The sequence below is a fragment of the Embleya hyalina genome (assembly GCF_003967355.1).
Classification (GTDB): domain Bacteria; phylum Actinomycetota; class Actinomycetes; order Streptomycetales; family Streptomycetaceae; genus Embleya; species Embleya hyalina.
The window spans coordinates 1-13,776 of the sequence record NZ_BIFH01000067.1; the positions used below are offsets into that span (position 1 = coordinate 1).

The 13,776-nt window shown below is 70.8% G+C and carries 14 protein-coding genes; 11 read left to right on the forward strand and 3 right to left on the reverse strand.

Annotated features, from left to right (window positions below; translation table 11 throughout):
- The 3 genes from EMA17_RS50680 to EMA17_RS50690 form a co-directional block, all read left to right on the forward strand.
- Positions 1-604 (forward strand): sensor histidine kinase (locus EMA17_RS50680; protein ID WP_246127487.1); only part of this gene is annotated, 604 nt, incomplete at its 5' end.
- Positions 605-917: 313 nt separating this feature from the next.
- On the forward strand, positions 918-1,559 hold the full coding sequence (locus EMA17_RS50685) for a DoxX family membrane protein (protein ID WP_126644002.1): 642 nt from the start codon (positions 918-920) through the stop codon (positions 1,557-1,559).
- Positions 1,560-1,833: 274 nt separating this feature from the next.
- Positions 1,834-2,274: a pyridoxamine 5'-phosphate oxidase family protein gene (locus tag EMA17_RS50690; protein WP_126644003.1), complete on the forward strand. Its 441-nt coding sequence runs from the start codon at positions 1,834-1,836 to the stop codon at positions 2,272-2,274.
- Between the two features lie 218 nt (positions 2,275-2,492).
- Here EMA17_RS50690 and EMA17_RS50695 read toward each other — a convergent pair whose 3' ends face one another.
- Positions 2,493-5,192, reverse strand: a complete 2,700-nt coding sequence (locus tag EMA17_RS50695) for a GNAT family N-acetyltransferase (RefSeq protein ID WP_126644004.1) — start codon at positions 5,190-5,192, stop codon at positions 2,493-2,495.
- A 554-nt stretch (positions 5,193-5,746) separates the two neighbouring features.
- Here EMA17_RS50695 and EMA17_RS50700 point away from each other — a divergent pair.
- From EMA17_RS50700 to EMA17_RS50710, 3 genes are all read left to right on the forward strand, one after another.
- Positions 5,747-7,342 (forward strand): AbeC-like domain-containing protein, encoded by a 1,596-nt coding sequence (locus tag EMA17_RS50700; protein ID WP_126644005.1) that lies wholly within the window; start codon positions 5,747-5,749, stop codon positions 7,340-7,342.
- Between the two features lie 54 nt (positions 7,343-7,396).
- Complete coding sequence (locus EMA17_RS50705) at positions 7,397-7,783, forward strand: hypothetical protein (RefSeq protein WP_126644006.1); 387 nt, start codon at positions 7,397-7,399, stop codon at positions 7,781-7,783.
- Positions 7,784-7,848: 65 nt separating this feature from the next.
- Entirely contained in the window at positions 7,849-8,571 is a 723-nt protein-coding gene (locus EMA17_RS50710) for a nuclear transport factor 2 family protein (protein ID WP_126644007.1), read from the forward strand.
- 81 nt (positions 8,572-8,652) lie between these two features.
- On the opposite strand, the gene EMA17_RS50715 is transcribed toward EMA17_RS50710, so the two are convergent.
- Complete coding sequence (locus EMA17_RS50715; protein ID WP_126644008.1) at positions 8,653-8,955, reverse strand: hypothetical protein; 303 nt, start codon at positions 8,953-8,955, stop codon at positions 8,653-8,655.
- 268 nt (positions 8,956-9,223) lie between these two features.
- Between EMA17_RS50715 and EMA17_RS50720 the strand changes: the two genes are divergently transcribed.
- From EMA17_RS50720 to EMA17_RS50740, 5 genes are all read left to right on the forward strand, one after another.
- Positions 9,224-10,270 (forward strand): LLM class flavin-dependent oxidoreductase, encoded by a 1,047-nt coding sequence (locus tag EMA17_RS50720; protein ID WP_126644009.1) that lies wholly within the window; start codon positions 9,224-9,226, stop codon positions 10,268-10,270.
- A 125-nt stretch (positions 10,271-10,395) separates the two neighbouring features.
- Positions 10,396-10,887 carry a DUF2975 domain-containing protein gene (locus tag EMA17_RS50725; RefSeq protein WP_126644010.1) on the forward strand — a complete coding sequence of 164 codons (492 nt, stop codon included), beginning with the start codon at positions 10,396-10,398 and terminating at the stop codon, positions 10,885-10,887.
- The gene (locus EMA17_RS50730; protein ID WP_126644011.1) at positions 10,887-11,117 is read left to right on the forward strand and encodes a helix-turn-helix domain-containing protein; all 231 of its coding nucleotides are present in this window, start codon (positions 10,887-10,889) and stop codon (positions 11,115-11,117) included. The genes EMA17_RS50725 and EMA17_RS50730 overlap by 1 nt, the downstream gene beginning before the upstream one ends.
- Positions 11,118-11,217: 100 nt before the next feature.
- Positions 11,218-11,646, forward strand: coding sequence for an ester cyclase (locus EMA17_RS50735; protein ID WP_126644012.1), 429 nt, complete (start codon positions 11,218-11,220; stop codon positions 11,644-11,646).
- A gap of 240 nt (positions 11,647-11,886) precedes the next feature.
- Complete coding sequence (locus EMA17_RS50740; protein ID WP_126644013.1) at positions 11,887-13,221, forward strand: glycoside hydrolase family 18 protein; 1,335 nt, start codon at positions 11,887-11,889, stop codon at positions 13,219-13,221.
- 72 nt (positions 13,222-13,293) lie between these two features.
- Here EMA17_RS50740 and EMA17_RS50745 read toward each other — a convergent pair whose 3' ends face one another.
- On the reverse strand, positions 13,294-13,743 hold the full coding sequence (locus EMA17_RS50745; RefSeq protein WP_126644014.1) for a hypothetical protein: 450 nt from the start codon (positions 13,741-13,743) through the stop codon (positions 13,294-13,296).
- Positions 13,744-13,776: the final 33 nt, after the last annotated feature.

The window sequence follows — 13,776 nt, forward strand, 5'->3', positions numbered from 1 at the left end:
GACCGTGCTCCGGGACCGCGACCGCATCGCCCGCGACCTGCACGACCTCGCCATCCAACGGCTCTTCGCCACCGGCATGACCCTGCAGAGCGCCACCCGCTTCATCGACCACCCCGAAGCCCTGGAACGCGTCGAATCCGCCGTGGACGCCCTCGACGACACCATCAAGGTCATCCGCTCCACGATCTTCTCCCTCAAGGCCCGCGACCGCGACACCGGCACCGGACTGCGCTCACGCTGCCTGCGCGAGGTCGACGCCGCCACCGAAACCCTCGGCTTCGCCCCCACCCTGCGCGTCGACGGCCTCCTCGACACCTCCGTACCCGAAACCGTCGCCGTCCAATTGATCGCCGTCCTGCGCGAAGCACTCGCCAACACCGCCCGCCACGCACACGCGAACCGGGTCGAGGTCCACGTCGAGACCGACGACAAACATGTACGCCTTCGGGTGCGCGACGACGGCGTCGGCCCGCCCACCGCACCGACCCGCGACAGCGGCCTGGGAAATATGCGAGAGCGGGCGGAATCGCTGGGCGGCACATGCTCGTTCGGCCCCGCGCCCGACGGCGGCGCACTGGTGGAGTGGCGCGTCCCGCTGGGTTGACCGCGTTCGACGCGGTTCGTCTCGATGCGGCGTCGGACCCGTGACGCGAAGCTCCGAGATGAACGCGCGCAAGAGGGACCGTACTCCGAGGCGGTCGTCCCCGATCCGTCGGGGGCGACCGCTCTTTCGTCCCCGCGTCCGTGCGCCGCACCGGCAACGTCCTGGCGGCAACCGGCTGTTGGACCCGCCGGTTCGGGCCTCTCGGCCCTGGGGCGGGCCCCGGGATCACGGGAGATTGGCGTCACGGCCCAACAGCGCACGTCGGCGGCCGAGCGCCGAGCACCGGCCCGGCGCCACCAGGGAGGGAATCGACATGGCAACCGCACACGACCACCGACCGTCCTCGCGCCCGCACCTGCCCCGCCACTCCGCCTCGGCACCCGGGAGGGACGGGACCGGACCCGACGTCGTGGTCGGGTCCCCGGCGATCACCGCGGTCCGCGCGGCCGATGTCGCCGTGGCGGGCCTGCGCGTTCTGCTGGGCTTCGTGTTCCTGTGGGCGTTCCTCGACAAGACGTTCGGCCTCGGCTACGCCACCGCGAACGGCAAGGGCTGGGTCGACGGCGGCTCCCCCACCAAGGGGTTCCTGTCCCACGTGCACGTCGGCCCGATGGCCGGCACGCTGCGCGGCTGGGCCGGGGAAGCCTGGGCCGACCAGCTGTTCATGCTCGGCCTGCTCGGTGTCGGCCTCGCCCTGATCCTGGGCATCGGCCTGCGCCTGGCGGCCCTGTCCGGCACCGCCATGATGGCCCTGATGTGGATCGCCGAATGGCCGCCCGCCAAGCACCTCGACAGCGGCAAACCCACCGCCTCCACCAACCCCTTCACCGACTACCACGTCGTCTACGCGATCTCGTTGATCGCCCTCGCCGCGATCGCCGTCGGCAGTCGACTCGGCCTCGGTGCCCTGTGGGCCCGGCTGCCGATCGTCCGCGACCACCGCTGGCTGCTCTGATCGCCGCCGCGATCGCCGTGGGCCTCGGCCGGGCACCGTCCGTGTGACGGGCCCGGCCGAGTCGCTTTCGGTCCCGATCCCGAAGCCCTGCGTACCGGCAGAAGCCGGACACCACGCACACCCCGCCCCTCCGGGAACCCGAGCCCGGCGAACCCGCGAGCGAGCCACCCGAGCCGAAGGGCGTATGGCCCGTCACGCAAAGTACGCGTCGGCTCATCGGCGCAGGGCCGTTCGGCCCTGGTCGAAGACCCGGTCGGGGTTCGAGAGTGGGGGGATGAGCGAAGACCTCGTGACGACACGTTCCCTCGACCGGCGGGAGACGCTGGAATTGATGGCCGGCGCACAGGTGGGGCGCGTCGTCGTCAGCGAGGGCGCTCTTCCGGCCGTACACCTGGTGGTGTTCGTCTTCGACGGAGAGTCGGTGGTCTTCCGCACGCCCGCCGACTCCACGCTCGCCAAGGCCGCGGTGGACGCGGTGGTCGCGTTCCAGGCCGATCACATCGACCCGACGACGCTTGCCGGCTGGACGGGCACCATCACCGGCCACGCCTCCCGCATCCACGCCCCCGCCGCCCCGCGCCCGACACACCTGGCGGCCGAAGCCGACCACGGGCAGGACCAAGCGTGGTTCTCGATCACCTCCGAGTTCGTCACCGGCCGACTCGTGCGGCGCGCCGCGGGCTCGCGTCCGCCGACCGCCCCTTCGGGTGTGTAGGGCCGAAGCGTTCACCCGGCAGGGCCGGCGCGCCGCGCACGAGGTGGTCCTGCCGACCACGAAGCCCCACCCGGCCGGATATGCCCGGAAGTCGCCGAGCCGCTCGTGTCCTTGGACCCACCGGCCGGCCGACCGGGGCAGCAGGCGGCCGGTGCGTCGAGTTCGTCGCTCGCGAACCGTGTGGGCATCGGGCGACCATCGCGGTGAAGCGCCGAGTGTCAGCGCAGGCGTCGCAGGTACGGGTCGTGTCCGGGTCGCGGCGCGAGGCGGATGCGGGCGTCGAGGACGGTGACGCCGTCGGGGCGGGCGACCAGCGGGTTCAGGTCGGCCTCCGCCAGTTGTGGCACGTCGTCCGCGAGCCGGGACAGGCGGTGCAGGATGTTCTCGATCCCGGCCGTGTCGGTGGGGGACGCGCCCCGGTGGCCGTAGAGCAGCGGCGCCCCGCGCGAACCGGCCAACAACGTGTGTGCGTCCAGGTCGGTCAGCGGGGTCAGCCGGGCGCCGTGGTCGCCCAGCACATCGGTGGTCACTCCGCCGAGGCCGAACAGCACCAGGGGGCCCAGCACTTCGTCCTGGGTGACCCCGGCGATCAACTCGACGCCGGAGGCGGCCATGGGCTGGATGACCACGCTTTCCATCAGGGCGCCGATGCGACGGGCGAGGTCGGTGAAGGCCTCGCGCACCGCGTCGTCGCCGACCAGGCGCAGCCGGACCCCGCCCACGTCGCTCTTGTGCACGATGTGCGGGCCGTACGCCTTGAGCACGACCGCGCCGTAGGCGCCCAGCGGGGCGAGTTCGCGGGCGAGCGCCACGGCCTCGTCGGCGTCGAACGCCTGCCGCCACGGGCTGACCTCGATGCCGTAGGCGCCCAGCAGACGTGCGCACTCGCGAGGTGGCAGCCATCCCCCGTCGGGCTCGCGCGTCAGGTGGTCGGCGACGAGCGCGCGGGCCGCGCCGCGGTCGACGTCGGGCAACGGCGGTACCGTGCCGCGCGGGCGGGTCAGCCACATCGAGCGCTCGTAGGCGTGGGCGAGCGCGACGGCGGCGGTGCGCGCGTCGTTGTACACCGGCACCGCCCCATCGACAGCGGGCAACAGTTCCACCGACGCGGCGCGTTCCGGAGCGATCACCAGGACGGGCCGCTCACGCACCGCCGGGCCGGCCAGAATGTCGCCGAGCGGATCGCCGAGCGCGGTGGGGGCCAGGGCAAGCACCACCGCGTCCACGTGGCCCGCCGCCAACACCCGGTCCACGCAGCGGCGCAGGATCTCGCCGTCGACGGTGGCGGTGGTGTCGACCGGGTTGGCGCACGCGGCGCCGGCGGGCAACAGCGCCCGCAGGTCGGCCTCGAGGTCGGGGCCGAAGCGCGGCACGGCCAGCCCCGCGTCCACGCACGCGTCCGCCGCCAACACCCCCGCGCCGCCCGCGTTGCCGATCACCGCGACCGAGGCGCCGTCGGGCAGGGGTTGCGCGTGCAGCAGGGCCGCGACGGCGACCAGGTCGCCGAGGGTCTGTACGGCGGTCACGCCGGCCTGGCGGAACAACGCGCCGCGTGCCACCGTCGGGGTGACGGCCGCGGCGGTGTGCGACCCGGCGGCGCGACGGCCGGCGGCGGAGCGCCCCGCGTCCACGGTGAGCACCGGCTTGGCACGGCCGACGGTGCGCGCGATCCGGGAGAACTTGCGCGGGTTGCCGAAGGATTCCAGGTGCAGGATCGCCATCGTGGTGCGCGGATCGGCCTGCCACCACTGGAGCATGTCGTTGCCGCTGACGTCGTACTTGTCACCGAGTGACGCGAACGTGGACACCCCGATCCCCAGGCGGTTCAACTGCTCGATCAAGGCGATCCCCACACCGCCGGACTGCACCGCCACCCCGGCGCCGCCCGGAGCGGGGACGGCCCAACCGAAGGTCGCGTTCAGGGCCGTCGCCGGGTCGGTCTGCGCGATGCCCAGGCAGTTCGGGCCGACCATGCGCATCCCGTGCCGTCGGATGGAGGCGTGCACGCGCGCGGCCTGCTCCGGCGTGCCGCCCGAGGTCACCACGACCACGGCCCGCACCCCGGCACGTCCGCAGTCCTCGACCAGGTCGGGGACCCGGTCCGCCGGGACGGCCACCACGACCAGGTCGGGAATCTCGGGGAGCAGATCGGGCGTCGGGAACGCCAACACCCCATCCACCTCGGCCGCCGTGGGATGCAGCACGCTCAACGACCCGGTGTAGCCGGCCGCCTTGATGTTGTGCAGCAGCGCCCGGCCGACCGAGTCGACCCGTCGCCCCGCGCCCGCGATGGCCACCGAGCGGGGCGCGAACAGCGGGACCAGGCTGGCCACGTCCGCCAGTGCCTCGCGCCGTGCCACGGCGGTCAGGTAGCGCTCGATCGTCGGTATGTCGCCGTCCAGCGGGATCGCGCAGCTCAGCACACCGGATACGAGCCGGTTCCGGACCGGCATGCCCATGTCCTCCAGGACCCGCAACATCGGCCGGTTCCACGGCAACAGGTCCGCCACCAGCGTGCGCACGCCGTTCGCGCGGGCCATCGTCACCACGTGCTCGATCAGCAGCGTGCCGATCCCCCTGCCCTGCCACGCGTCGGCCACCGCCAACGCCAGTTCCGCCTCGTCGGAGCCGGAGCCGTCGCCGTTGTACTCGACGACCCCGACCACCGCGTCCCCGTCGGGCGTGAGCGCGATCAGTGCGCCGTATCCGGGCCTGCCGGGCCTGCTCACCCGCTCGGCGGTCGCACGCGCCGCCGACTCCGACACGCCGAAGAACCGCAGATACAGGTTCTCCGCCGACATCGCGCGATGCATCGCCAGCACCCGGTCCCGGTCCTCGGGTCCCGGACGCCGCAGCAGCACCGTCTCGCCGTCGGCGGCCAGCGCCCAGATCGCGTGCGGTGTATCGACCTCGTGCATGGTCCCGTTCCCTTCGACCCGGGCGCGATTCGCGCCGCTCACCGCCAGCCTCGCGCCGAACCCCCACACCGGGCAGGGCCGACCGGTCCCCGAACCCGGGTCCAACGACCCTGCCCGGGTCCGGGTGGGGCGGGAGCGTGCGGGCACGGGCCGACAGGCAGTCGAACAGCCCCCATGACAACCGGCCGAACCTCGACACACTTCGTTCCGCCGTGACCGCTCGTCCCGTCGCTCTTCCGCTTCCGGGAAGTTTCCACACCGGAAGCCACGAGCGGTCGAATGACGGCGAACCGGAAGGTCGGATTCTTCTCCCGACAACGATTCTCATTGCTTCGACGAACATCCCGACTATTCCGCCCTCGCCCGCCCCATACGAGTAATGTCGCCCCCAGGGGCATTCTCCGGATCCGGAGCGTGGGGGGCGATGGGGTGTGCGATGTAATTCGTGTGGTCACGAGAATCCAGAGGCAGCGGATTTCTGCGGTGGCTGTGGTGTACAGATAAAGCGCGCGGACCGCATGCCACTGCGGCCGGCGGATCGAAGCGAAACCACGATGGTGACTCCGTCCGTGGGGATACCCGCCCAACCGGCGGCCTCGCCGCCGGCCGGACGCGTGATCCATCACCGGCCCGGAGCACCCACCGGCACATCGCACGCCGCGAATGCACCGGGTACGACGACGGACGAAGCGACGCGCTACCTGTGCGCGGCCGTTCACCTGGACAGCAGGCTGGCCGAGAAACTCGTCGAGGATGTCCTCGAGGAGCCGCTCCGTGCGGTGGTGCGGTCCCCGGGCGTCGACCTCGTCGCGGTGATGAAGCACGCCATCGCGGCTCGCGCCCGGCATCTGACCCGGGACGCGGCCCTGGCCGCATTGCTGATCCTGGCCGTCGTGAGCTTCCTGACCATCGGATCACTCGCGGGCGTCGTCGTGGTCGTGGCGTCCTGGGCCGTGGTCGTCGCCGAGGCATACGTCGCCCGCTGGGGAGCCCTCGCGCAGACGCTGCGGCGCGGGACGTTCGACGCCTCCCGGGCGCCCGATCCCCAGTGGCAGGTGACGCGGGACCAGATCGCCCTGGTCGCCACCTACGCGGCCGGCAACGTGAGCACCTACAGCGGATTCGACCCGTTCCTCGGTCACGGCTGGACGCTGGACAGCTGGTCGTTCGCCCTGGACACGACGGTGCCGTGCGACGAGCAACCCGTCGTCTCCTTCACCGCCTCCGAGCTGCGCGGCAGGCTCACGTCCAGGATCGCGCTCCTCGACCTTCCCGGGCTCGGCGTCCACGACCGGCTGTTCATCAACGGCGCCGACATCCACCACGACAGCCGGTTCCTGACCGGCCGGAACCCGCGCCCGGTCGACCGAGTCTCCGACGCGGTCCTGGCATACCTCACCGAACACCCCGAGGATCGGGCCCGTCCCTATCTGGTGGTGGAGATCGTCGGTTGGGGCGGACAGCTCGTCTACTCGCTCTTCCTGCGGGTGACGGTCGGTTCCTCACATCTGTTCGTCGAGGTGAACCACTCCCTGCTGCCACCCTTGCACTGGCGCTACTACGAGATCGACGATCTGCTGCTGCGCCCCACCTTCGGAGAGCTCACGCGGCTCGTCGTGGCCAGTGGATTCCGGTGGTTCGGCCTGATGTTCCGCTGTATCCCGCGCACCCTCAAGCAGATCTTCGCGAGCCTTCGACGGCGTTGGAAGCAGGCGCGTCAACGGCGGATGATCGCCAAGCGCTTCACCTTCAATCACGGTGCCCTGCTGAGCATCCGGCAGGAAGCCAGCGACCTGCGCTCCCGCGTCCCGGACCGTTTTCCCTCGCTCGGCCCCGTCCTCGACCCGATGCTGAGCCCGGTCATCCGAACGGTCCTCCGGCTCGGCCTCGACTCGAACGGGCTCCTGATCGGCTATCACCGATATTTCCAGAAACTTGATCAGGAAATGTATACGAAGGTCGTGGAGAAGAGGATCTTCGACACTCTCGTCGACTTCCTCGAAGAAAAGAACATCGACCCCGCGGAACTCAAGCGGCGTGCCGAGACGATCGTCAACAACAGCCTCACCGTGGGCGCCGGAGCCACCGTCACCGGATCGGCATTCAGCGTCGGCCGAGGAGCCTCGGCCACCTCGAACGGAAAACCCTAGAAACCCCCCGCCCCGAACCGGACCCGGGTTCGGCACGAAACGAACGGAGTCGACATGGGCAAGGAAACAAACAAGGTCGATATCGGCGAGAACGCGAACGTCGCCGAGTCCGCGATCGCCGTCGGCCACCAGGCCCGTGCGGAGCAGACCACGACCACCGGGTCGGCCACCCGGTCGGCGCCGCGGACCCCGGACGAGCTGCGGGCGGCGGTCGACGAACTCATCGTCCGGATTCGGGCGGCCGAGAACACACTGACCGACCGCGAACAGGCCCTCGCCGACGCCGAGGAGCTGCGTCACGAGCTCACGCTGACCCCGCCGAGTCGCGTGCGCCTGAAGCGAACCGCCACGTCACTGCGCGACGCCGTGGGCGGCGCCACCGCGTTGAGCGGGGCGATCGCACTGCTCATCCAGGCGATCAACACCCTGTTCCCGTCCTGACCGACCGCCGAGGGGCGAACTCCGCTTCCACGGCGCGGCATCGACTCTCCGAGAGGCGAGCCATCATGATCACGTGCGCCCACTGCGGGGCCGCCCTCTCGGCGGCGGCACTGCGCTTTTGCACCGTCTGCGGCGGTGAGGTAGGCCCCTGGAACGCCGAAACGACCGCGCTCGCGAGCACTCCCGCGGACGTGGGAAGTCGGCGCGTCCTCATAGCGATCCTGACCGCCCTCGGCGTGGCCGCGATCGCCGTCACGATCCTTCTCGTCCGGGAGGGAGACTCCGGCTCCGACACCACCACCGCGGCGACGACCACCGAGACCCCCGTCGCCCCCGGAACTCGCACGCCGCTCCCACCGACCCGGGTGTTCGTGCCGAGAACGGCGGCCGCCTCGCTCTCGACCGGCCCGTCCCCGAGCGCGTCGTTCTCGCAGACGCGCCCGGCCCCGGCCACCACAACCGTTTTCGCCCCGACGAGTGCTCCGGCATCGGACCCGGCCACCGTCGTCGCCCGCTACTACGACGCCATCAACCGAGGCGACTACCCGACGGCGTGGAACCTCGGCGGCAACAACCTCGGCTCGACCTACGCCGCATTCGTCGCCGGCTTCTCGGACACCGTGAGCGACCGCCTGACCGTCGACTCCGTCAGCGGCGACACCGTGCAGGTACGAGTCGCCGCACGGCGCACCGACGGCAGCGTCCACCTGTTCGCGGGGTCCTACACCGTACGAAACGGCACCATCGCCAAGGGAGCCCTGCGCGCAACGGGCACCACGTCCCCATGATCCGCGCCGGCCGGCGTGCCGGTGTGTCGGCCGGCGGGCCGCCGACGGCGAGATCGGCGAAGCCGTCGGGCGCGCCTCGACTCAACTCCCGAATTCGCGGACGCGCAGCACGTCGAGGTTGCGGAAGGTGGGCGGCCCGTCGCACAACTCGGCCAACCGGGCCGCGAATTCGGCCGTCTCGGGGCGGTTGGAGTTGTCCATCGCCAGTTCGTGGGACGGGAATTCCACGATGTTCAGGTACACGTTCTCGCGGTCGCGGTCGCGGGTCTGCGCAGCGCGCGTCGCCACGCGGTGACCTTCGTTCCTGGCGACCCAGGCGTCCAGGGCCGCGTCGAACTCGTCGATGCGGCTCGTCCTGTATTCGATGATCTGGATGAATGTCATGGGTCCGGCCCTCGGCGTCCGTAGTGGTGGGCGGGCCGCCGGCCGCCGGACGGCGGCCCCTACCACCTCCAGGGTCCCGCCGGCGTTCCCGACTCGCAAAGCCGCAGCCCGTGCGGCGGCGCCGCGGCCGCGCGATCAGCGCCGGGCGAGCTCCGGCCGGGATCGGCGTGTAGCCACCGCCCGGTGGGGCACGATCACAGCCACCACCCGGAAGGGCCGCGACCCGAGAGTCGTCCGGCCGTGGCACCCGACGGCGAGAGGGATCGGCATGCGGATCGGCATCATCATGACCGCACGTCCGGGCCTGGAGCACTTCGCCGCCCGCGCGGAGGAGCTCGGCTTCGGTAGTTTCTGGGTGTACGACACGCCGATGGTCCATGGTGATCCGTTCGTCGCCCTCGCGCTCTGCGCCATGACCACCAACCGGATCAAACTCGGCATCGGGGTCACCTCACCGGCACTGCGCTCCGCGCCCGCCGCTGCGGCGGCGCTCGGCAGTCTCAACGCCCTCGCTCCCGGCCGCGTCGTCTGCGGGGTCGGCACCGGCAACACCGCACGCCGCACGCTGGGCATGCGGCCCGCGAAGACGGCGGAACTGGAGTCGTTCACGGCTGCCTTGCGGGATCTCACCGCGGGCCGCGAGTCGGACCATCACGAGGGGACCCGGTCGAGCAGGGTGCGCTTCCTGCACGTCGACGGCTCCGTGAACACCGAGGACCCGGTGGAGTTCGTCGTGGCCGCGTTCGGCCCGAAAGTCGCCGCCGTCGCCGGCCGCCTGGGGACGGGAATGATCTCCTTCGCGCTGCACGCCCCCGAGGCCTGGTCCGCGCTGGGCCGGGCCCGCCGGACCGCGGCACAGGCCGCGGGCAACAGCGGGAAGACGCGGTCGTACCTCGTCTCCTCCCTGTACGTGCTCGCCGACGGCGAGGACCGGTACGGCGATGCCGTCAAGGACACGATCGGGCACATCGCGGTGAGCGCACTGATCCTCGCGGTGGAGAACCCGGCCTTCCGCGCGGCGCTGCCTCGGGAGGAGTCCGCGGCGGTCGACCGCCTGCTCCGCCTGCGCGGTACCACCGCCGGCGACCCCGACCGCCACCACACGCTCTACCGCAACTATCTCGGCCGGCTGTCCAACGACGAGCGCGAACTCGTCGTGCCCTCGCTGGTGGACAGGTTCGGTCTGGTGGGTACCGGGGACGAGATCGGACGGCGGATCGAAGCACTGGAGAAGGCGGGCGTCGACGAACTCGTGATCCAGCCCGTGGTGAACCCCGAGGCGGAAATGGCCCGACTCGCACGGCTCCTGCCCTGACACCGCCCGGCCCGCCACGGTGTGACACCGCCGCCCACTCTCTGCTCGCCGATCTCCGCTGCAACCCTTGCTTCACCTATCGAGAATCGATAGATTCCTATCGTCATTCGATGGGAGGATGAGTCATGGGAAAGCTGGCAGTGCGTGCCCTGCGCGCCGTACTCGCGGTGGTGCTCGCCGGCACCGTGTTCGTACAGGCGGGGATGGTGTGGGCGTTGGCCGGCGGAAAGGACTCGGAGGACGGGTCACTCCCGCTGAACCCGCTGCGCGTGATCACGATCCTGGGGATGGTGTCGGTCCAGGTCGCCCTGGTCTGCGTATGGCGGCTGGTGACGATGGTGCGGCGCGGAACCGTGTTCTCGCACGACGCCTTCCGGTATGTGGACGGCGTGATCGGCGCGATCGTGGCAGCCGCCCTCTTGTGGTTCGCGGTCACGGCCCTCAACGCGCCGGACCAGCGGGACGACCCGGGCGTCACCCTCGTCATGGGCGGGATCGGCTTGGCCGTTCTGGGGGTCGCGCTCGTCGTGTTCGTGCTGCGGGCGCTGCTCGCCCAGGCCGTCGCGCGCGACGTCGAAGCGGCGCGGATGCGGGCCGAGTTGGACGAGGTGATCTGATGCCGATCACCGTCGACATCGACGTGATGCTGGCGAAGCGGAAGATGTCCGTGGGCGAGCTCGCGGACCGGGTCGGGATCACGCCCGCCAACCTGGCGGTACTCAAGAACGGCCGCGCCAAGGCGGTCCGCTTCGCGACACTCGCCGCGCTCTGCGACGTACTCGAATGCCAGCCGGGCGACCTGCTGCGCTGGGAGGCCGAGGACGCCGCGGACGCCGAGGGCGGATGACGCGCCCCGGCCTGGGCGCGACCTCGTCCGGCGCGGTGGTCCGCGGGCTCGGCGAGCGGGATCATGGGATGTGGGGGCCGGACCCGGAAGGAGGCAGGTCATGGGACAGGCACGCGAAGCCATGGACCGACTCACCGAGGCGATGACCACGTCCAGGGACACCGACGCCATCGCGGAGTGCTTCGCACAGGACGCGGTGGCCATCACCCCGGAAGGGGAACTCCGCGGTCGCGACGCGATCGCGAACTACATGGCGGAGTTCACCATCGCGCTCCCGGACAGCGCGTTCGACCAGGAACACCAGTACGAGGTGGGGGACACCGCGGTGGACGAAGGCTGGTACCTCGGGACCAACACCGGCCCGCTGAAGCTCCCCGACGGCACCACGCTCCCGGCGACCGGCAAATCGGTCCGCATCCACGGATGCGACGTCGCGACCGTCGAGGACGGCCGAATCGTGGACTACCGACTGTACTTCGACCAGTTGGCCTTCCTCGAACAACTGGGACTCGCCCCCACACCGGGCTGACCGGCAAGAGACCCCGGATGCGACCGCACCGGCCGTACTCGGGACGGGCCTCGGACACCGGGGGCGAACTCGGAGTCCAGAGACGCGAGTTCGCTCCTGCGTGAACTCTTCGGGCAGACCTCCGTTTTGCATGGTGCGTCGATCCGAACACATCCCTTGTCCGGGTGGGACGGAATGGACTAGACCTCTGCTACGCCTGCCCTGGCGTATCGACGCACCGCCGGAACAAGGAGATCGTGTATGCCCGTTCGTCCCTCCGGTCTGCTCGCGGCCGTCACCGCCGCCGTGCTGCTTGCCACCGCCACCACCACCGCGAACGCCGCGGGCCACGGGTCCCAGGGCTCGAAGCCGAAGAGCCAGCGGATCGGCTACTTCACCCAGTGGGGCGCCGACAGCTCCGCCAAACGTGTTCAGGAGACCGGCCAGGCCGCGAAGCTGACCGTCATCAACTACGCCTTCGGCAACGTCTCCGCCGAGGGGACCTGTTTCGAGGCCAACGTCGAGGGCCAGGGCTACGCCTACGACGACTACCAACGCCCGTTCACCGCCGCCCAGTCGGTGGACGGTGTGGCCGACGCGCCCGGCCAGGCGCTCAAGGGCCACTTCAACCAACTGCGCAAACTGAAGGGCGAGAACCGGCAACTCAGGACCGTCATCTCACTCGGCGGCTGGGCCTGGTCCAAGTACTTCTCCGACGCGGCCGCCACCGACGAGTCCCGCAAGAGGTTCGTCTCCTCCTGCGTCGACCTCTACATCAAGGGCAACGTGCCCAGGCTCGACGGCGCCCCGGAAGGCGGCCCCGGCGCCGCCGAAGGTGTCTTCGACGGCATCGACGTCGACTGGGAGTACCCGGGCGGCGGCGGCGCGGAAGGCAACGTCTCCCGCCCCGAGGACGGCCGCAACTTCACCCTCCTGATGGCCGAGTTCCGCAAGCAGCTCGACGAGTACGCCGCGCAACGGGCCGGGACCCGGGACCGGGGCCGGCCCCGGCACTACCTGTTGACCGCCGCCCTCCCGGCCAGTTCCGTGGTCGCCGACCGTCTGGAGATCCCCGCGGTCTCCGCCTCGGTCGACTACATCAACCTCATGACCTACGACCTCCACGGCAGCTGGGAGGCCAAGGGCCCCGCCAACCACCACGCGAACCTCTACTCCGACCCCACCGACCCCGACGCCCGCCAACGCAGCGCCGACAAGGCCGTCGACCACTACGCCCGGCTCGGACTGCCGTCCCGGAAGACGGTCCTGGGCGTCCCGTTCTACGGCCACGGATGGACCGGTGTCCCGGCCGGCGACCGCAACGGCCTCTACCAGAAGGCCACCGGCACCGCCCCGGACCTCACCTACAAGGAACTCGGCGCCCGCCCCGGCAGGACCTACGTCGACCGCGTCCACGGCGCCTCGTGGAAGTACGACGGCGACACCTTCTACAGCTTCGACAACTCCGAAGTCCTCACCGCCAAGGCCCGCTACACGCGCCGCAACGACCTGGCCGGCGTGATGATCTGGGCCCTGGACGGCGACGATTCGCACGGCAGCGCCGTGGCCGCGCTGGACCGCGGCCTGCGACGCTAGCCGGCCGTTCCGGTGTTGCCGGTGGTCGCCTCGGCCCCTCGGGGACGGCGCGACCACCGGTCGGGGTGTCGGTCAGATGTAGCCGTTGATGACCAGGTCCGCTCCGCTGCTGCCACCGCAGAAGCCGGTGAAGCCGCTCAGGTACTCCAGGGCGTGGGTGCGCACGACCTTGGTGGGCGTCGTGAAGTCCACGTACTTCGTTCCGTAGCTGTGCGGGGCGATGCTGTCCATCCAGACGTTCGACGCGTTGCCGTTGTTGTCGATCATCCGCACCGGTCCGGAGAAGGACGCGGTGTGGTTGGTGCCGTTCCAGAACGCCAGCCGCGTGACGCGGAAGCCGCCGCCGGAGTACTGCCAGGTCACCTCCATGGAGATACTGCCGTTGGCCTGGGCGGGGTTGCACTCCGAGCCGTAGTGGATCCGGTTGGTGCCACTGGAGTTGGGGCTCTGCTGCTCCTGCGACGACGCGGTCGCGGTGGAGGGGATCAGGGCGGCGAGTGCCGCGATGGCCATGACGGTCAAGGGCCGGACGACACGCTGCGAAAGAACGGACAT